The sequence below is a fragment of the Pseudooceanicola aestuariicola genome, from assembly GCF_045763785.1.
In the GTDB taxonomy this organism is placed as follows: domain Bacteria; phylum Pseudomonadota; class Alphaproteobacteria; order Rhodobacterales; family Rhodobacteraceae; genus Pseudooceanicola.
This window is the reverse complement of the sequence record NZ_JBJGSF010000001.1, coordinates 204,932-224,896: the sequence shown is the minus strand read 5'-3', so window position 1 is coordinate 224,896 and position 19,965 is coordinate 204,932. Positions and strand designations below refer to the sequence as shown.

Below are 19,965 nucleotides of genomic sequence, written 5' to 3'. Positions count from 1 at the left end.
CGTTCAGACATACAAACCCCATAGCAAGGTCTAAGTTTTAAAGACCCGCCCGGCGAGCCCGCCGGGCAGCGCCGTCCGCCGCCCTGGGCGGCGCTATCGCGCCACCCGCGGACGACGATGCCCTCAGTCAAAAAATCAAACCGACGCCTAACTGGCTATTCAACCTGGATCGTCACCCGCGCAGACCGCCCCATCGCGTCGATCACCGCCAGATCATTGAACCCACGCCCCAGTCCGGGCAGAGTGACCTCTCTGCCCCGCTCACCGGTCACAATAGGCTGACCATTGGCCAGCCACGTAAACGGCGGACGCCCGTCGCGCACCTTGACCGGCAAAGTATCGGCCACCGCCAAAACCGCGCCGTCTGGCGGAAAAACGAGGTTCGGCTGATCCGGCGCAACCTCGGCCCGGCGCGACCTGAAGCGGCGCAGGGGTTCGGGCAGGCTGGATGCGCCGATCATTAGCGTTTCGGGCGGGGGCGGCGGCAGCGCGTCAAACTGCGGCTTCAGGCGTGCGAAGGCTTCGAACAGAACAGGAGCGGCCAAGTCACCGCCAAAGACGCCGGGCACAGGCGTGCCGTCTGGACGGCCCAGCCACACACCGATCACGTGACGCCCGTCATAACCCACAGCCCAAGCATCCCGGTGGCCGTAGCTGGTGCCGGTCTTGTAGGCGAGCTTATTGGCGGGCGCCCCCGGCGGTGGGGTCAGCGCGCTCAGCACATGGCCGATCTGCCAGGCAGAAGCGCGCGACAGCACCCGCGTCGGATCACCCGCAGCGTCGGCACGCCAATGCAGCGGCAGCGCCTGCCCCCCGTTGGCCAGCCCCCCGTACATCTGCACCAGATCGGTCAGCGTCAGACCCAGCCCGCCCAAAGCCACCGCAAGCCCCGGCTTGCCCCCCGGCACCTGCGGATCGGCCCCGGCGCGTCGCAGGGCCGCAATCAGGTTCTGCGGGCCGATGGCGTCGGTCAATTGTACCGCAGGCAGGTTGAGTGACAGACGCAGGGCCTCGGCCACCGGCAGTTCGCCACGGAACTCTCCGTCAAAATTCTGGGGTGCGTATCCGTCAAAAGCCATCGGGCGGTCGTCGATCAGCGTTTCGGGATGCGCCAATCCCTGGTCAAAGGCCAGCCCGTAGATCAGCGGCTTCAGCGTGGAACCCGGCGACCGCACGGCCCGTGTCATATCGACGAACCCCTGCCCGTCTTCGCCCAAGCCAGCAGAGCCGACAGAGGCCACGATCTCTCCGCTCGCGTGGTCGGCGACAAGAATGGCGATGGACAGACGGTCCGACAAAGGCCGGGTGGCGGCGCGGGCCAGCGCCTCCATCTGGTGCTGCACCTGCGCGTAAAGGGTGAGGGTCTGTACCGGCGTGTCGGGGGCGAAGGCGCGGGCATGATCGGTCAGATGCGGGGCCAGCGCCGGGAAGGCGTGACGCTGATACGGCGCGGTGTCGGATTTGGCGGCGCGCGCCTCGCCCTCTGTGATGGCCCCGTAGCGCAGGGCGCGGTCCAGCACGCGATTGCGCGCCTCGGCCGCGGCGGCTGGGGCGCGGTCAGGGCGGCGGGCTTCGGGCGATTGCGGCAGCGCGACCAGCATCGCGGATTCCGCGGGCGTCAGGCGGCGTGGCTCTTTGCCAAAGTACGACAGGGTGGCGGCGCGGACGCCTTCAAGGTTGCCCCCCATCGGTGCAAGAAGCAGGTAGAGGTCGAGGATCTCCGCCTTGCTCAGCCGCCGCTCCAATGCCAGCGCCACGCGCATCTGGCGCAGCTTGCCTGCCCATTGGCCGGTGCCGCTGTCCTCTAACAGTCGCGCGACCTGCATCGTCAGCGTCGACCCACCAGAGATCACGCGCCCGGCCTTCGCGGATTGCCACGTCGCCCGCAATATCGCCCGCGGGTCCACACCTGAATGAGAGTAGAAGCGGCGATCCTCGTAAGTGGTCAGCATCTTCAAGTAACCGGGGTCGACATCGCCCACCCCGGCGCGCAGACGCCATCGCCCGTCAGCAACCGTATAGACGCGCAGCAGATCGCCATTCCGATCCCGCACCTCGGCCGAGGTGTCCTGCCCCAAGGGCGGCAGCACCGTCTGATCGATCCAACCATCCAGACCGTCCCGGGCCGCGGCGCCGCCCCACAAGAGCAGCGCCAGAAGGACCAGAACCCGCGTCATTCCGCGATGGTCACCCGACCAGCGCTGGTGTTGGCGCGATATTGCGGGCGGTACATGTCTTCGACCGTGGCCGCCGGATGGTGATAAGTGCCGGGGCTGATCGCGCGGACGATATAGGCCAGTTGGAAGGCACGATCCGAGCTCCAGTTCACTGCCGTCAGGAACCGGTCAGCGCGGAATTCGCTGTATTCCCCGTCGATCGGGTCCAGCCAGTCCAGCGCGGCCACGTCACCCGCGCGCAGCAGGTTAGGGTTGTCGATTTCGAACCCGGCGGGCAGCGGATCGTCGATCATCAGCCGCGCGCCCGTACTGTCGAACGGCTGCACCGTCAGCACGGTCACCAGCCGCGTCCCCTGCGCCACGGCGCTTGGGTCGACCGCATTTCCATCGGTGGTGAAATATTCACGCCGGATGGAATAGCCGTAGCCGTTCGCCTCGACCGGGGTGGACGGCACACCGAGGGTCGTCAGGGTGATGGCCGTATCGCTGGCCGTGGTGTTGCGGATCGCCATAGAGGTCAGCGTCTGCGCCTCGACCGCATGCACGAAAGGGCCTTCGACCGCATGCACGAAAGGGCCTTCGACCGGATCGCCGTTGACCGTCAGGCCAGAGGACGCGGGCGCGCCCAGCAGGGCCTTGGCAGCCAGCAGTGACCAGGCGCTTTCCTGTGTCGACAAGGTCCGGTCGCCCCCCGTGATCTGCGACACCAACGTGGCGCGGTTCACGGCATCCGACCCGGCCTCAACCGCCAGCGACAGGACACCGGCGGTATCCCGCAGGCGTGTGCCATAGTCGGCACGGAACAGGCGCGCCTCTTCCGTCGAGCCAAGGCTGTTCAGCTTGCGCGATGCGATGGCGAACATGGCATCTGCACGGGTCTGATCCCCGTACATCGCCAGCGCGGCCCCCAGTTGCGCGGCGGCCAGCGGGCTGCCGAAATCATCGCCCTTCACGTCAGCGTAGTACCGCAGATCACCCATGGTCGCCGCCCCTTCGCGCGCCAGAACCATCAGGGCATAGGCCAGATCCTGACCGCCCCCATTGGTCGAGGCGTCGAAATCAGGGGCGTAGTTCACCCGGTTGCGCAGGTTGTCCACGGCTTGCTGCATCGCCAGCTTGGGCACGTCATGGCCTTCGACCTTGGCGCGCGACAGGAAGTCGGTGACATAAGCGTCCAGCCAGAAATCCCCGGACTCGGCCCGCCACAGGCCAAAGGCCCCGTTGGTGGCCTGACGCGTCAGCACCCGGTCGATCGCTTGGTCAATGCGCTGGTCCAGTTGCGCGGGGCTGGCAAGGCCCATCGCCTCGGCCACCGACGACAGATACAGCAGCGGCATCGCCTTGGACGTCACCTGTTCGGTGCAGCCATAGGGATAGCGGTCCAGCGCGGCCAACATCGCGGGTGCATCGAGTTGGGCCAGCGGCCCTGCGGCGACGATCGCCTCTCCGCTGCCGGGGCGGTAGCTGGCAAAGACATTGTTATCCAAGGTGAAGGTATCTCCCGCAGCCAGAGAGAACCGCTGCGTCGTCGCGACCTTGGGATCATTGCGGCGGACGGGCATGTTCAGTGTCTTGGTCAGCTGTTGGCCCTCTGGCGTGGTGATGGCGACGGTGATCGTGTGATCGCCGACCTCATCCGCAATGACGGGCACGCGGAAGGTCTGTTTGCCCTTCTCGGCCAGATCAAAGCCCGAAGGCACGGCCTCGGGCAACTCGACACCCGCCGCCGTCACGTCCAGCCCAACACGCCCGGCAGGACCGGTGGCATGGACGACCTCCAGCAGCATCGACGACGCATCGCCCGGCTGCAGGAACCGGGGCAGCGACGCGGTGACCACCACCGGATCGCGCACCAGCACCTCGGCCTCGGCCGCACCGACAGCGGTGTCGGTCCAAGCCACGGCCATGTAGCGGACGGTGCCGTCGAACTCGGGCATATCGAAGCTGACCTGCGCGGTACCATCCGGACCAATTGTCAGCGGACCCGCAAAATAGGCTACCAGTTCTTCGGTCGGCGGCGGAGATTGCAGCCCCGCGCCACCGCTGGCATCCCCGCCTGAACGGACCTGCCCCATAGCGCCCTGCGTGCTGTCGATCAGGCGGCCATAGATATCGCGGATATCCATACCTAGACGCCGCTGGCCAAAGTAGTGTCCTTCGGGATCGGGCGTATCGAACGCTGTCAGGTTCAGGATGCCAACGTCAACCGCGGCGATGGTGGCATAGGCGGTTTGCCCCGCCGTCAGGCCATCGACACGCACCACCGCATCGACAGGGCCGCGCGGATTGGCCTGATCGGGTGTATCGATACTGACCGACAGCGCCTTGGCACCGGGATCGACCGGCGCATAGCTCAGGCCCATGGCGCGGGCGGGCATCTGGCCGGCCTCTGCCTCCATCGGGCGGATGACCGAGGCGGTGACATAGGCGCCAGCGCCCCAGTCGGGCGTGACTTTTAGGTTTACGATATTCTCGCCCTCGGTCACTTCGACCGTTTTCATTTCAATCAACCGGTCAGAGATCACAGTGACCAGCGCGGTGCCCGCGTGACGCGGTACCAGACGGACCTGTGCCCATTCGTCGACTGCGTACTCGGGCTTGTCCAAGGCCAATTCCAGCATGTCGGGCGTCGTGCCCGCGCTGGCAGGCGCATACCATTCGGACGAGAAATCGAGGCTGGAGGCGACGTAGTCCCCATCCATACGCTCGACCACGATCTCATACCGGCCCCAGTCGGTCGGGGCGCTGACGCTGACCGGCTCTTCGCCCAGCATTGCTGTGCCTTCTGCGACCTTGCTACGGGTGGTGAAGGGTTCCCAGTTCCAGTTGCCGTATTGCTGGTACCATTGATACCGGGTCGAAACGCGGTTGACGGTCCATTTCACCTGCATCGGCGCGGCGGTCAGGTCGGGGGCAAGGGCGATCAGGTCGAACCCGGCCTCGGCCCCTTCGGGCACGGCGTCGTCGAATTGCGGCTTGATCCCGATGATCGGCGCATCCGGGCCGATGACACGAGTGATCTGACGTTCCACCGGGCGGCCCGACCCTTCGGCGACGCCAATGGTGGCGGTCAGCTCATAGGGTGTTCCAAGACCAGTGTCCGGGAAGGGCGGCTCTACCGCGATCTCGGCAAATCCGGCGGCGTCGGTGGTGCCTGAGATACGGACGGTGCGCGCGAACCGGTCGGCGTCATAGCGGCCAAAGACGTATCCGGGGTGGGTTTCCAGACGCCGTGTCTGGGTCAAACGCCCGGTGCCTTCAATATCCAGATCAGCGCCCGGTGCGCCGAACAGGTAATCCGCCTGAACGGACACGGGCGGCAGATCGTCCGAGGTCAGAACCCCTTCGGGCATGTCCAGCGTCACGTCTATGCGTTCGGGCAGGAAATCTTCAACCAGCACGCGGGTCGAGGCCAGCGCAGGCGCATCCACGTCTGCTTTCACTTCGATCCGCCAGCTGCCGCGCGGGACGGTCTGGCCCAGCGGCATGGCAAAGACATGCCCGCCCGCCACATCGCGGGTCGAGGTCATGCGCGCATATTCGACCCCATCGGGACGGGTCAGGATCGCCGTAATCGGCAGCCCAGTGACCGCCTTGGCGACACCATCACGGGCAAGGGCCGTCAGGTGAATGACCTCTCCGGCGCGGTAAGCACCACGGTCGGTCGTCATGAAGACATCGACCGGCGGGCTGGGTTCGCGGCCCGCAACGCCACGGTCCGACAGATCAAACGCCGGATCGGTCAACGACAGGAAAGCAAGATCGTCACCATCCTCGGCCAAAATCAGCGCCGGGGCCGCACCGCCCGTGCCGCGCGACAGGCCGGGATCGAACCGAGCATAGCCGTCCTCGTCCGTCGTGGCCGACCCAAGAACGCGGTTGGCGCGTCCGATCAGCGACAGCTCGACCCCAGCACGGGGCTGCGCATCGCCCAGACCACGCAGAAAGACGTGCAGACCGTCGTTGCCCTGCATGGTGGTCAGGCCCAGATCGGTCAGGATGAACCATTGGAATGCAGGCTCGGCTTCGTCGTCACCGGGAACAGCGGCCGACAGGACATAGACGCCGGGCATCTGATCGGCCAGCACGTCCCCCATCGGCAGACGAGAGGTCATCGTCTGGTTCAGCGTGTTGGACGTGTCGCCCTGCCCTTCCCAGACCTTCTCGGCCACGCTGCTTTCAAAGTTCGGCACGTCCCAGCTGTAGATGCGTTCGCCGAAATACCCGCTGCGGATCGATTGCAGGATATTGCGATCCGTCACGTGATACAGCATCAGGTCCACCTGATCGAGGTTCACGGTATCGATGGGCAGCGCCGGTTCACCTGCGGCGGGCAGCACGTAGGCCCGGCCCGGGAAATTCACCAACGGGCTGCGATCACGCACGTAGGACCGGATCGTGACGTCGCGCACCAGTTCTTCTCCGGACGCAGCAGGCAGGCCTTCGCGGAAGGTCACGGTGTAGCGTTCGCCGTGGTTCAGCCCGCGCACACAGATCTGGTTGCCCGACGCTTCGACCGCCATGGTCTGATCCGGCAATTGAACGTAATCGGCATAGTTGATGCCCGCCTTGACCAGCGGTTCGGTGAATTCGGCGCAGATCTGCGGGTCGGCCTGATCGGAACGCACCTCATTATCACTGACGCGGAAGCCATATTTGTTGATCGCATCATCCAGCGCCGCAACGATATCTTCGCGCGGCTGCAGCCGTTCGGCCAACCGCAGCGTCGGGATCATGTCGCGCCCGCGGCCATTGGCCTGCAACGCCTGCGACAGGGTCACCAACGTGGTCGCGCGCGCCGGGTCAGAGGTTGCGCGCAGGTAGGCGTTGATCGCCGCTGGCAGCGCGCGTTGGATATAGCGGCGTTGGTTGCTCCCGGCAGTGGGGGCCGCGGCCAGCAAAAGGCGCGCGTATTCCGCCCAGTGATCGGAATTGTCAGAGGTCGCCACCGCGCCGCCCATCCAGCGCATCGCGTCCACCATGTTGCCCGCGTTCTGCCGGTCGTAGGTGGCACGCAGCATGTCATCCATCGAATACTGACCCGAGGGATGAATCCAGCCGATCTCTCGCGCCAGCCCGCGCGCATATCGCAGGGTGTTGTTGCCCAGATAGGCCAGATCGTCTGACCGCGTTTCCATTAGGGATTTGATCTCGTCCCGGATCGACACGATCCGCGCGGATTGCGCGCCGACGTACGGTGTCATCCCGGTGATGTCGGTTTTCGGGAAACAGGAATTCGACCGGCTGTTGAAGGTGAACCCCGTACACTCGGTCTGTGCCTCACAGGCGCTGCGGCAGGCCTCGAACGTGGTGTCGAACATCTGGCTTAGGTCGGCGCCGACAAAATCCTGATCCATCGTCACGATCATCCGCTTGTCCGGCGCCTCCAGCGCCTGAGCCAGCGCCTCGGGGGCGGTCACGACAGGGGCCATCAGACCCAGAATGGCGGCTAAGATCACGGACGTTCGGGACATGGCACTCTCCTTCAACGGATGGTCGGCCATCAGGAACAGCCGGGATCGGATATCAACTGGCGCCACAAACCTCGCGGCCACAGGAAACGAACGCAGACAAAGTGGCACGTGCTGTAAGAAGTTTACAAGGATTCGCTCCCTCCGCACGGTGCATAAACCAATAATTTACCTCGTTCGCGGAACGTCTTGTCCAAGCGCGATCCATCCCGGATCAGCGTGGGATGAGGACCGGGGCGAATGTCACTTGCCACCAAACTGGCCGAGGAACGGCGGGCGCGTCTTGCTGCCGAACGGCTGTTGGAACAGAAACAGGCAGAATTACACGCGGCCAATCGCAAGTTGGGCCGCCATGCCCGCGCCCTGTCCGAAGAAATCAACGAAACCCGGGCCGAGGTCGCGACCGTCCGCAATGAAAACCAGCAGGTCAAACTGGATCTTTCCGTGGCCACCCAAAAGGTTGCCATCGCCGAACGCCGGTTGTGGCATTCCATCCGGGCGATCCGCGATGGCTTTGCCGTCTTCGATGCGGATGGGGATATGATCGCCGCGAATGACGCATGGCTACAGGTTTTCGATGGGCTTGAGGACGTGCAGCCCGGCGTCAGCTATGTCCAGCTTTTGCAGCTTGTGACCGAAGAAGGCATCGTCGACATCGGCGACGCCACGCCCGCCGACTGGCGTCGCATGATGATGGACCGGTGGGAATCGCCCTCTTCTGACCCGGTGGTGCTGCGACTATGGAATGGCGTTTTCGTCCGCCTGATCGCGCAACGCGGGCGCGACGGGGATATCGTATGCCTTGCGCTCAACATCACCGACACCGTGCGCCACGAACGTATCCTGCGCCGCGCCCGCCAGAAGGCAGAGGCCGCCAACCGGGCCAAAAGCGCGTTTCTTGCCAACATGAGCCATGAGATCCGGACCCCGATGAACGGCGTCGTGGGGATGACCGAACTGCTGTCGGATACCGACCTGAACGAAGAACAACGCCTATACGTCGACACCATCCGCCATTCTGGTGAGGCGCTTCTGGTCATCATCAACGACGTTCTGGATTACTCCAAGATCGAGGCCGAGAAGCTGGAGCTTCACCCAGAACCCTTTGATCTGGAACGCTGTATCCACGAGGTCGTGATGCTGTTGCAGCCCGCCGCCCGCGACAAGGGGCTGGAACTGGCGGTGGATTACGATCTTTTCATGCCGACGACCTACACCGGTGATCCGGGGCGGTTGCGGCAGGTGCTGACCAATCTTCTGGGCAATGCGGTCAAGTTCACGCTGACGGGCCACGTGCTGATCCGCTGTGTTGGCCTGCCGGTGGGCGACGGCACCCAACAGCGCATCCATATCACGGTTGAAGATACGGGCATCGGCATCGCAGGTGACAAGAAAGACCTGATCTTTGGCGAATTCCAGCAGGTCGAAGACGATCACAAGCGCAAGTTCGAAGGCACTGGGCTGGGGCTTGCGATTTCGAAACGGCTGATCGCCCTGATGGGCGGTGAGATGTGGCTGGACAGTGAGGTCGGGGTCGGATCAGCTTTCGGGTTCCATGTCACCCTGCCCGTCGCCGGGGACCTGCCCGATGAGGTGCCGCATCTGCGTCACGGGCTGCGCCGCGTGCTGGTCGTCGATGATATCGAAGTGAACCGGACGATCCTTGCCAAACAGATCGAAACGCTTGGCGCGACGCCAGTTGTCGCGGCTTCGGGGGCAGAGGCGCTGGCAGTGTTGGATGACCGCGTCGATCTGGTCATCACCGATCACAATATGCCCGGTATGGACGGGATGGAGCTGGCCGATGCCATTCGCGACCGCGGGTCCGAGGTGCCGATCGTGCTGCTCTCGTCCTCCTCGGGGATGACGGAAAACGATCCGGCGCGGCGGCATCTGGCGGGCGTCCTGCAACGCCCCACGCCGCGGCATGAACTTTTCGGCCTATTGGCCCGTATCGCTCCGCCAAATCAGGACAAAAATGCGCCATCGGCCCCGAATGCAGTCGCCACGGTGCTTGCGGCCGAGGATAACGCAACCAATCGTCTGGTCCTGTCCAAGATGCTGCGCGGCGCGCCGATTGATCTGCATTTCGCCGAGAACGGGCATGAAGCGGTCGAGAAGTGGCAAAGCCTGCGCCCCGATCTGATCTTCATGGATATCTCCATGCCCGGCATGGACGGGACAGAGGCGACCCGCGAAATCCGCCGGATCGAGGCAGAGGGCAGCCGCCCCCGAACGCCCATCATCGCCGTCACGGCCCATGTGATCGAAGACGGCAGTGACGATTTCACCTCTGTCGGCATGGATGGCTATATCGCCAAGCCGATGCGCCGTGCTGCCGTGCTGGAAGCGGTGGCGCAGCATACTCCTGCCGGGCGCGCCTTTCAGGCTGAACGGGCCGCAGGATGATGCGGCGCGTGATCAACATGTCGGCATCTCTTCGCGCGTGTCGCAGGGCGGACTTTCGAAACGACCCCGATTTGTGTAAGATCGGAAACAATAACAAAAAAGCAGTCAGGCTAGGACATTCCATGCGACCCCTGTTTTCCGTGGCGTTTGCGTCACTTGTTGTGCTGTTGCCTCTTCCCGCTGTGGCGGTGGATGCATTTGAACGATCCCTGCGCCCCATGGTGCGGCCCGGGTCCGTCAGCGTGCCAAAGGTCACACAGGTGCGCGGTACCCCCGAAGACGCCTCTGCCATCGCCGCGCTGGCCGTTCAGACGCTTGGCGTCAAACCACTGTCGCCTGCTGCTCAACAAAAGGCGGCTCCGGCCAAACGGGTGGTTGCCCTGCGCGCGGCCTCTTTACGGCCCAAAACACGGCCCGTCGTCATTCAGTCCATCGTGCCCACCGCCGCGGTCGAGGCAGAGGTGTCCGACGCCACCGCCGCAGGATTCCGCCGCTGGATCGCCAGCTTCCGCGGCCGCGCAATGGCCAAGGGGATCAACGGTCAGGTCTACGACCGGACCTTTGCGCATGTAGAATACCTGCCAGAGGTCATCAAGCTGGACCGCAAGCAATCCGAATTCACCAAAACGACCGGAGAGTACCTGGCCAGCGCCGTGTCCGACACGCGCGTCAGCACAGGTCGCGACAAGGCCACCGCGCAGCGTGGGTCTTTAAACGCGATTCAGGCCAAGTACGGTGTCGACAAACACATCGTCGCCGCGATCTGGGGGATGGAAACGAACTTTGGCAGCTATCGGGGCAATACGCATATCCCGTCAGCCCTTGCCACGTTGGCCTATGACGGGCGGCGCGGGTCGTTCTTTGAATCTCAGCTGATCGCCGCGTTGAACATCCTTCAGCAGGGCGACACGACCCCCGACAACATGCGCGGCAGCTGGGCGGGCGCGATGGGCCATACGCAATTCATGCCCACGTCCTACGAAGCCTATGCGGTGGATTTCACTGGTGATGGCCGTCGCGACATCTGGGCCGAGGATCCGACGGATGCGCTGGCCTCGACCGCAGCGTATCTGGATCGGATGGGCTGGGTCTCTGGCCAGCCCTGGGGGGTGGAAGTGACCCTGCCCTCCTCGTTCAACTTTGCGCTGGCGACGACCAACAAATACCTGCCGTCGCAATGGGCGCGGCTAGGTGTGCGCGCCGCCGATGGCCGCACGATCCCCGACCACGGAGAGGCGCGCGTGCTGCTGCCCGCAGGAGCCAAGGGGGCGGCCTTCTTGGTGTTCAAGAACTTTGACGTGATCAAGCGGTACAATAACTCCGACGCCTATGCTTTGGGCGTGGGGCACTTGGGCGACCGCATTGCCGGGGGTGGTCCGCTGCGCGGCACATGGCCGGCAGGAGAGCGCGCGCTGAAGCGTGCAGAACGGCAGGAATTGCAGTCGCTGCTGACCCGCGCCGGGTTTTCGACCGGTGGCGTGGATGGGATGATCGGGCCCAACACCGTGGGGGCCATTCGCCGCTATCAGGAACGCGTCGGGATGATCCCGGACGGGCACCCTTCGGTCGATTTGCTGAACCGTTTGCGGGGGTAGGCGCCCTCGGTCCTTTTGCGTCTATCTGTCCAAGATTGATGTGGGTCCGGCAGCCCGCGTTTTTTTACCCGCTGCGGACATTTGTCCCGCCCGGCGTTTACGTCGGGCAGCGCCGACCCACCCCGTCGCACCTAAGGTGCGCGTAAATCTTATTGGCCCGCCTTCTGCGAGACGGCGGCGCTTTTGCGCCACCCCGGGTCGGTCGCTGCCCTGAGCGCTTAGAATAGCCGTTGCTACTCTCCATACCCCGGCGTCAGCACCTCCCTTAGAAACGCAACCGGATGCGCCTTAAGCGACAGGCGCATGGCCACGAAATCCTCGACCACCTCTTCGCCCGGGGTCATCTGCGGCAAAAGCGCCGCAGGCTCTACGATGCCTTCTCCGTCGATGTCGCCATCGAAGAGCGGCAAGGGAGCGCCGGGGCGCAGGGCCTTGGCTTCCCAGATCGCCTCTCGCCGGCTTAGCCCCAGATCGGCGAAGGCATCCGCCTCGGCCAGCCGTTCGATCAGCGCGGGCGCGACACCGGCGCGGCGCCAGACGTCACCCACTGAATGGTAGCCATTGCCCCGCGCGGCGGTGATCCAATCGGCCTCGGCCTCCCCCACGCCTTTGATCTGGCGGAACCCAAGACGCAGGGCCAGCCGCGCACCGTCACGCTCCATGATGTTGTCCCACTGGCTGGCGTTTATATCCACGGGCCGCACCTCGACCCCGTGTTCGCGGGCGTCACGCACGATCTGAGCGGGGGCATAAAACCCCATGGGCTGAGAGTTCAGCAGCGCGCAGGCAAAGATGCCGGGGTGGTGACGTTTGATCCACGACGACGCATAGACCAGCAGGGCGAAACTGGCGGCATGGCTTTCGGGAAAGCCGTAAGAGCCGAAGCCCTCGATCTGGCTGAAACAGCGGTCGGCAAAGTCTTCGTCATATCCGTTCCGCGCCATGCCGCGCATGAACCGGGTGCGGAACTCACTGACATTGCCGTGCTTTTTGAACGTGGCGAGGGATCGGCGCAGGCGGTCGGCTTCTTCGGGTGTGAAGCCCGCGCCGATGATGGCGATCTGCATGGCCTGTTCTTGGAATAGCGGCACGCCAAGGGTTTTGCCCAGCACCTTACCCAACTCGTCCGAGGGGAATTCCACGGTTTCTTCGCCGTTCCGGCGGCGGATATAGGGGTGGACCATGTCGCCCTGGATCGGACCGGGGCGGATGATCGCGACCTCGATCACCAGATCGTAGAAACAGCGCGGCCGCATCCGGGGCAGGAAGTTCATCTGCGCGCGGGATTCCACCTGAAAGACGCCAATCGTGTCGGCCTTGCACAGCATGTCATAGACCTGTGGGTCCTCGGGCGGGATGGTGGCAAGGTTGAGGTCGGTATTTTCATGCCGGACCAGCAGGTCAAAGGCCTTGCGAATACAGGTCAGCATGCCAAGCGCCAGCACGTCGACCTTGAGGATGCCCAACGTGTCGATATCGTCCTTGTCCCAACAGATGACGGTGCGGTCCTCCATTGTCGCATTCTCGATGGGGACCAACTCATCCAGCCGGCCTTCGGTCATGATAAAGCCGCCGACGTGTTGGGAGAGATGGCGGGGGAAGCCTTCAATTTCGTGGATCAGGGCCATGGTCTGTTGCAGACGCGGGTCGGTGGGGTCGAGGCCGATTTCCCGCATCCGCTGCGCCTCCATCCCTCCGGCAGCGAAAAAGCCCCAAAGCTGCGAGGACAGCGCGCTGATCGTGTCCTGCGTCAAGCCCATGGCCGCCCCGACCTCCCTTATCGCGCGTTTGCCGCGGTAGTGGATCACGGTCGCGCAAAGGCCCGCACGGTGGCGGCCGTAGTGTTCGTAGATGTGCTGGATGACCTCTTCGCGGCGTTCGTGTTCGAAATCCACGTCGATATCAGGGGGTTCGTCCCGCGCCTCTGACACGAAACGTTCGAAGACCATCGTGCCGATCTCGGGCGAAACCGAGGTGACGCCAAGGCAATAACAGACAACCGAATTGGCGGCAGACCCCCTGCCCTGACACAGGATATTGCGCGACCGGGCGAAGGCGACGACATCGTGCACCGTCAGGAAATAGGGTTCGTATTTCAGCTTGGCGATCAGGGTCAGTTCGTGATCCAGCATTTGTTTCACCCGGTCCGGCGCGCCGAAAGGATAGCGCCAAGACAGCCCCTTGCGCGCCAACCGCGCCAAACGGTCGGTGGGCGTTTCCCCTTCGGCGATTTCCGAGGGGTATTCGTAACGCAGTTCATCCAGCGAGAACGTCAGGCTTCGCGCCAGCTGGACCGAACGGTCCAGAGCGTCTGCGTGAGGCCCGAGGATGCGCCGCATCTCGGGGGCTGAACGCAGGCGACGTTCGCCATTGGCCAGCGCGTCGCGGCCCAGCGCATCCACCGTGCGACCCATGCGGATCGCGGTCATCACGTCGGCCAGACGGCGGCGGCGACCGTGGTGCATCATGGGCCGGGCGCTGGCGATAGTCGGCAGGTTCAGTGTCTTGGCAAGCGCAGCGTGGGCGTCGAACCGGGCGGCGTCCTGCCCGTCATAGGCGGGGGCCAGCGCCAGTGACATCTGCGGGGCAAAGCGGCGCGTCAGTCGGCGCGCCTGTGGCAGCCAGCCGTCCGCGCCGCGCGGATCGGTGATCGCCTGTGGCGGGTGCAGGATCAGGTGCAGCGCCTCACATCCGTTTTCCAGCAAATCACTGATATGTAGCAGGCATACCCCCTTGGGCGCACGCAGACGACCCAAAGAGATAAGGCGGCACAGCCGCGCCCAGCCGATGCGAGTTTCCGGCAGAGCGGTCAGTTCGACCCCGTCCGACAGCACCAGCCGTGCGGCGGGGATCAGACGCGGCGCACGGGGTTTGGGCGGCACGTGGCCGGGTTTCAGCGGACCCATGGGGCCGTGCGCCGCGTCCCAGTCTTCGCGTTCGCGGATCGCGCGGGCGATGTCGCGGGATTTCTGATGCGCGCGCACAATCCCCGCGACAGAGTTTTCGTCGGCAATCGCAATGGCTGACAGGCCCAGTTCCTCGGCACGGGTCATGTACTCCTCGGGGTGGGACGCCCCGATAAGGAAGGTGAAGTTCGAAGTGGCAGAAAGCTCGGGGATCATGGCAGCGGATTCGGAGAGGCCCGTGCAGTATATTCACGTTTTGTTCTTTTTTGAAGTGTAGCTTGAATGGACCAAGGCGCGGGTTTCGCGAAATTAGTTCAGGAGGAACGGATTATGCTCTGACGGCGAAATGTCAGATAAGATCAGGCGGCTGTCGCGCAGGCCGCGCAGAGGCCTTCCGCTTCCAAAGTGGTGCGTTCGACCTTAAAGCCCTGCGGAATACCGGGCAAAGTGGCCGAAATTTCCGCGACCGTGTTGCAGGACCGGCAGATCAGAAAAGCCGGGGCATGGCCGTCGGGATCGGGATGGGCGCAGGCGATAAAGGCGTTCAGACGTTCGATCCGATGCGCCAGACCGTTGTCGACCAGAAATGACAGCGCCCGATAGGCGACCGGCGGTTTGGAGCCCAGCCCCTCTGCATCCAGCCGCGCCAGCACGTCGTAGGCCCCCATGGGACGGTGGCCTTCCAACAGGATCTCGAGCACCCGCCGACGCACCGGGGTAAGCCTGACGCCTTTGTCTTCGCACAGGGTGACCGCCGCCGCGATCGCGTTGGTCACGCAGTGGTCATGGTTGTGCGGCTGGAACTCGTGCGGCTCTTCAGCTGTGCGGTTGGTGGCATGGGGCGAGGTCATGGGCGCACGTTACCATGTAACACTCCGGGAGGGAAACCGTTGGCGTATCGACAGCGCGGCGCGAAAAGGCGGCGCCGGGTTGGGCGAGCGTTCGTGAAAGCTGAGCAACCTTACGCGGCATGTAATGTGCCAACTGCAGACCCACCCGGTGTTTCACCGGATCAGGATCGCCCTGAAGTCATTAACGTTGGTCCCTGTCGGCCCCGGCACGAACAGCTGACCGCAGGCCTCGAACGCGGCCCATGCGTCGTTGCGGGCCAGCGCTTCGGCCGGATCGACACCCGCCGCGCGCATTGCGGCACAGGTGTTCCCATCGGCGAAGGCCCCCGCGTTGTCTTCGCTGCCGTCGATACCATCTGTGTCAGCCGCCATGGCAAGGATATTGTCCTGCCCTTCAATGGCCAGCGCAAAGGCCAGAAGAAATTCGGTGTTGCGACCGCCACGCCCCTTGTGGCGCAGGGTGACGGTGGTTTCCCCGCCAGAGAGCAGCAGGCAGGGGGTCGAAAAGGGGCGGTTGCGGGCGGCAACCTCTTTGGCGATGGCCGCATGGGCGCGGGCGATGTCGCGGGATTCGCCTTCCATCGCGTCGGACAGGATGTGCGCGGGAATGCCGAGGTTGGCGGCGTGATCGGCTGCGGCCTCCAGTGACCGCGCGGCAGAGGCGATGACTTGCACCTCGTTCCGCGCAAAGATCGGATCGTCGGGACGCGGCGCATCTTCGGGCGCCTGTTCCAGATAGGTCATGATGCGCAGGGGAAGGTCGATGTTCCAAGCGCGGATCGCCGCCAAAGCCGTTGCGCGGGTCGCCGGGCCGGGAACCGTGGGGCCAGAGGCGACCTCGGCCGGGTCATCGCCGGGCACGTCCGACACGATCAGCGACACGACGCGCGCGGGATAGGCCGCTGCCGCCAAACGCCCGCCCTTTACCCGGCTGACCTGTTTGCGGATCGCGTTCATCGTCCCGATCGGCGCCCCAGATGCCAAGAGCGCCTGATTCAACGCCTGTTCGTCGGCCAGCGTCAGACCCTCGGGCGGGGCGGCCAGCAGGGCAGAGCCGCCGCCGGTGATCAGCGCGATCACCAGATCGTCCTCGGTCAGGCCCTGAAGCGCGGCCAGAACGTGTTCCGTCGCAGCCTCTCCGGCTGCATCGGGGACGGGGTGCGCGGCCTCGATGACCTTCAGTCGCGAACATTCCGCCGCGTAGCCATAGCGGGTGACAATCACGCCTTCGATCGGCCCGTCCCACGCGCATTCGAACGCCTGCGCCAGTTGCGCCGCGCCCTTACCCGCGCCGATCACCACCGTGCGGCCCTTGGGTGCGGGCGGCAGGTGCCCCTGCAACGCCAGCGCGGGATCGGCGGCGGCGACCGCAGTGTCGAAAAGGTCGGTGAAAAAGCGGATGTCGTTCGGGTCCATCGCCTCAGCTTACGGCTTGGGATGCTGCCCGCAAGGCCCACGATCTGCGTGATTTCTGACCATATGGTCCAGATTTCAAAGCCGCACGATTGCCAAGACGCGATTTCCGCGCTTAGGGTGAAGCAAATCCCTGAAAGGACAGCGCCATGGATGACGGATTCCGCGACAACGATATCTCGAAAATTGTCGAAGCTGACAAAGCCCACGTCTGGCATCATCTGATCCAGCACAAGCCCTTTGAAACAGGGGATCCGAGGGTCATCACCGAAGGCAAAGGCATCCATGTGTGGGATCAGCGTGGGGTGAAATTACTGGACGGCGTGTCGGGCGGCGTCTGGACGGTGAACGTCGGCTATGGCCGCGAAAGCATCGCCAACGCGGTGCGCGACCAGCTGATCAAGCTGAACTATTTCGCGGGTGCTGCGGGCACGATCCCCGGCGCGATCTTTGCTGAAAAACTCATCGAAAAGATGCCGGGCCTCAGCCGCGTTTACTATTGCAACTCGGGCTCCGAGGCGAACGAGAAGGCGTTCAAGATGGTCCGCCAGATCGCGCATAAGCGTTACGGCGGCAAAAAGACGAAAATCCTGTACCGCGACCGCGATTATCACGGCACGACCATCGCCTGCCTGTCGGCTGGCGGTCAGGACCAGCGGAATGCTCAATACGGACCCTTTGCGCCCGATTTCATGCGCGTGCCGCATTGCTTAGAATATCGCGCAGGCGATCAGGGCGCGCCGGTCGAGAATTACGGCGAATGGGCCGCAGATCAGATCGAACAGGTCATTCTGGCCGAGGGTCCCGACACCGTCGGCGCCCTGTGCCTTGAGCCGATCACAGCAGGCGGCGGCGTCATCGTCCCGCCCGAGGGCTACTGGCCCCGCGTTCAGGAAATCTGCCGCAAGTACGATATCCTGCTGCATATCGACGAGGTCGTCTGCGGCGTTGGACGAACCGGCACTTGGTTCGGCTATCAGCACTACGGGATCGAACCGGATTTCGTGACCATGGCCAAGGGCGTGGCCTCTGGCTACGCGGCGATTGCCTGCTGCGTGACGTCGGAAAAAGTCTTCGACATGTTCAAGGACGACGCCAGCGATCCGCTGAATTATTTCCGCGATATCAGCACCTTCGGTGGCTGCACGGCGGGCCCGGCGGCTGCGATCGAAAACATGCGGATTATCGAGGACGAAAACCTGCTGGACAACACCAAACAGATGGGTGACCGGCTGATGGCGAACTTTAACGCGCTGGCCGAAAAGCACAAAGTCATCGGCGACGTGCGCGGCAAGGGGCTGTTCGCCGGGATCGAACTGGTGGCGGACCGTCAGACCCGCGAACCGGCGGACGAAAAGATGTGTGCCCAGATCGTTGCGGAATGCGCAGCGCGAAATGTGATCATCGGCGTCACTAACCGGTCGATCCCCGGCTACAACAACACGCTGACCTTCAGCCCCGCGCTGATCGCTACGCCTGACCACATCGACGAAATCTCCAATGCCGTGGATGAATCTCTGAAGGCAGTCTTCGGATGAGTTTTACAGGTCGATGCTATTGCGGTGAATGCGCCTATGAGGTCGCCGGAGAGACGTTCTTTCCTGCGCAATGCCATTGCCGGGAATGTCAGTATATCTCTGGCGGTGGTCCGAATTATTTCATGTTGTGCAAGGCCGATGATTACCGGATCACAAAGGGCTCGCCCAAGGCGTTCAAGCGCTCCGACCTTGAGCGTGCAGTGACCCGCCATTTCTGCCCGACATGCGGCACGCATCTGAACACCTGTCCGCGGCCCGGCGTCGTCGTGATCAAAGTTGGCACAATGGACGACCCGGCGCTGTATCCCGGACCCGAAATCGCGATCTACACCTGCGACCTGCAAACCTTTCACGTGATCCCGGACGGCGTGACGCGCCACGACAAAATGGTGCCGCGCGACTAAGTCTTCTTCTGGTCAAAAATACCCTCGGGGGAGTCCGCAGGACGGGGGCAGCGCCCCCCACGCTCGACCGCTCGTCGCTTGGACGACGCCGACAATAGCTCTAGGTTTCCGCGCACGCCCCGGCACCGGCCGGACAGGCCGACACTTAAGACAGGAAGACCGAACGTGAAACAAATCTCTCTTACCGCGCCGGGCGGATTGGACAATCTGGTGATGACGGACGTGGCAGATGCCGCCGCGCCTGCAGCGGGTGAAATCACAGTGCGCCTGCACGCCAATGCGCTCAATTTTCACGACTATCTGGTCTGCACCCGCGAAATCGGGGCCGCCGATGGCCGTATCCCCATGGCCGATGGCGCGGGAGAGGTGACCGCCGTTGGCGACGGTGTGTCCGAGTTTTCCGTGGGTGACGCGGTGGTTTCTTGCTTCTTTCCTGATTGGCAGGACGGCGACGACCTCCCCTCTGGCTTTGCCCGCGTTCCGGGCGACGGGATCGACGGCTACGCCCGCGAAGCCGTGACTCTGCCCGCCACTTGGTTCACCCGCGCCCCCAAGGGTTGGACACATGCGGAGGCAGCGACCATCACCACGGCTGGCCTGACCGCATGGCGGGCTTTGGTGGTCGATGGTGGTCTGATGCCCGGCCAGACGGTTGCGGTGCTTGGCACAGGGGGCGTGTCGATCTATGCGCTGCAACTGGCCAAGGCCATGGGCGCGCGGGTCATCGCCACTTCATCTTCGGACGAAAAGCTTGCCAAGCTGACCGACATGGGCGCGGATCACGTCATCAACTATCGCACCACGCCCGATTGGGGGACAGAGATGCAGCGCCTGACGGACGGGCGCGGTGTCGATCTGGTGGTCGAGGTCGGCGGCCCCGCCACGCTGGCCCAATCGATCGAAGCCGGACGCCCCGGCGCGCATCTTGCGCTGATCGGAGTTCTGACGGGCATCAGCGGAGAGATCCCGACAGCCGCCATGATGCGCAAACAGCAAAAGCTTCAAGGATTGATCGTTGGATCGCGTAAGCATCAGATGGATTTCGTCGCAGCGCTAGAGACGCTCGGCATTCGCCCCGTGATCGACAGCACCTTTGGTCTGGCCGATCTGGCCGGTGCCTTCCGCCATCAGGGCAGCGGTGCACATTTCGGCAAGATCTGCGTCACGATGTGACACCAAACGAAAGACCCGGACCGCGGTA

The 19,965-nt window shown here is 63.9% G+C and carries 10 protein-coding genes; 5 read left to right on the top strand and 5 right to left on the bottom strand.

The annotated features are described in order from the left end of the window. Positions 1–155: 155 nt before the first annotated feature. Positions 156–2,177 carry a penicillin-binding protein 1C gene (pbpC, locus tag ACI3GR_RS00955; protein WP_407491916.1) on the bottom strand — a complete coding sequence of 674 codons (2,022 nt, stop codon included), beginning with the start codon at positions 2,175–2,177 and terminating at the stop codon, positions 156–158. After that, entirely contained in the window at positions 2,174–7,651 is a 5,478-nt protein-coding gene (locus ACI3GR_RS00950) for an alpha-2-macroglobulin family protein (RefSeq protein WP_407491915.1), read from the bottom strand. Before ACI3GR_RS00950 ends, pbpC begins: the two co-directional genes overlap by 4 nt. 237 nt (positions 7,652–7,888) lie before the next feature. Between ACI3GR_RS00950 and ACI3GR_RS00945 the strand changes: the two genes are divergently transcribed. Next, on the top strand, positions 7,889–10,057 hold the full coding sequence (locus ACI3GR_RS00945) for a response regulator (RefSeq protein ID WP_407491913.1): 2,169 nt from the start codon (positions 7,889–7,891) through the stop codon (positions 10,055–10,057). Between the two features lie 122 nt (positions 10,058–10,179). Next, positions 10,180–11,652: a lytic murein transglycosylase gene (locus tag ACI3GR_RS00940; RefSeq protein ID WP_407491912.1), complete on the top strand. Its 1,473-nt coding sequence runs from the start codon at positions 10,180–10,182 to the stop codon at positions 11,650–11,652. A gap of 233 nt (positions 11,653–11,885) precedes the next feature. Here the strand turns inward: ACI3GR_RS00940 and ACI3GR_RS00935 are convergent, their stop codons facing one another. The 3 genes from ACI3GR_RS00935 to ACI3GR_RS00925 form a co-directional block, all read right to left on the bottom strand. Then, complete coding sequence (locus tag ACI3GR_RS00935) at positions 11,886–14,774, bottom strand: error-prone DNA polymerase (protein ID WP_407491911.1); 2,889 nt, start codon at positions 14,772–14,774, stop codon at positions 11,886–11,888. Between the two features lie 143 nt (positions 14,775–14,917). Then, positions 14,918–15,409, bottom strand: coding sequence for a Fur family transcriptional regulator (locus ACI3GR_RS00930; RefSeq protein ID WP_407491910.1), 492 nt, complete (start codon positions 15,407–15,409; stop codon positions 14,918–14,920). 153 nt (positions 15,410–15,562) lie between these two features. Further along, positions 15,563–16,825, bottom strand: coding sequence for a glycerate kinase type-2 family protein (locus ACI3GR_RS00925; RefSeq protein WP_407491909.1), 1,263 nt, complete (start codon positions 16,823–16,825; stop codon positions 15,563–15,565). 146 nt (positions 16,826–16,971) lie between these two features. Here ACI3GR_RS00925 and ACI3GR_RS00920 point away from each other — a divergent pair, with 146 nt between their 5' ends. From ACI3GR_RS00920 to ACI3GR_RS00910, 3 genes are all read left to right on the top strand, one after another. After that, positions 16,972–18,360 carry an aminotransferase family protein gene (locus ACI3GR_RS00920; RefSeq protein WP_407491908.1) on the top strand — a complete coding sequence of 463 codons (1,389 nt, stop codon included), beginning with the start codon at positions 16,972–16,974 and terminating at the stop codon, positions 18,358–18,360. Continuing rightward, positions 18,357–18,764: a GFA family protein gene (locus tag ACI3GR_RS00915; RefSeq protein ID WP_407491907.1), complete on the top strand. Its 408-nt coding sequence runs from the start codon at positions 18,357–18,359 to the stop codon at positions 18,762–18,764. Before ACI3GR_RS00920 ends, ACI3GR_RS00915 begins: the two co-directional genes overlap by 4 nt. Positions 18,765–18,929: 165 nt before the next feature. Further along, entirely contained in the window at positions 18,930–19,937 is a 1,008-nt protein-coding gene (locus tag ACI3GR_RS00910; protein ID WP_407491906.1) for a zinc-dependent alcohol dehydrogenase family protein, read from the top strand. Positions 19,938–19,965 lie beyond the last annotated feature (28 nt).

Coding starts and splice junctions, on each gene's coding strand:
- ACI3GR_RS00920 (WP_407491908.1), top strand. CDS start 16,972: ATGGATGACGGATTCCGCGACAACGATATCTCGAAAATTGTCGAAGCT.
- ACI3GR_RS00945 (WP_407491913.1), top strand. CDS start 7,889: ATGTCACTTGCCACCAAACTGGCCGAGGAACGGCGGGCGCGTCTTGCT.
- ACI3GR_RS00925 (WP_407491909.1), bottom strand. CDS start 16,825: ATGGACCCGAACGACATCCGCTTTTTCACCGACCTTTTCGACACTGCG.
- pbpC (WP_407491916.1), bottom strand. CDS start 2,177: ATGACGCGGGTTCTGGTCCTTCTGGCGCTGCTCTTGTGGGGCGGCGCC.
- ACI3GR_RS00915 (WP_407491907.1), top strand. CDS start 18,357: ATGAGTTTTACAGGTCGATGCTATTGCGGTGAATGCGCCTATGAGGTC.
- ACI3GR_RS00950 (WP_407491915.1), bottom strand. CDS start 7,651: ATGTCCCGAACGTCCGTGATCTTAGCCGCCATTCTGGGTCTGATGGCC.
- ACI3GR_RS00935 (WP_407491911.1), bottom strand. CDS start 14,774: ATGATCCCCGAGCTTTCTGCCACTTCGAACTTCACCTTCCTTATCGGG.
- ACI3GR_RS00940 (WP_407491912.1), top strand. CDS start 10,180: ATGCGACCCCTGTTTTCCGTGGCGTTTGCGTCACTTGTTGTGCTGTTG.
- ACI3GR_RS00930 (WP_407491910.1), bottom strand. CDS start 15,409: ATGACCTCGCCCCATGCCACCAACCGCACAGCTGAAGAGCCGCACGAG.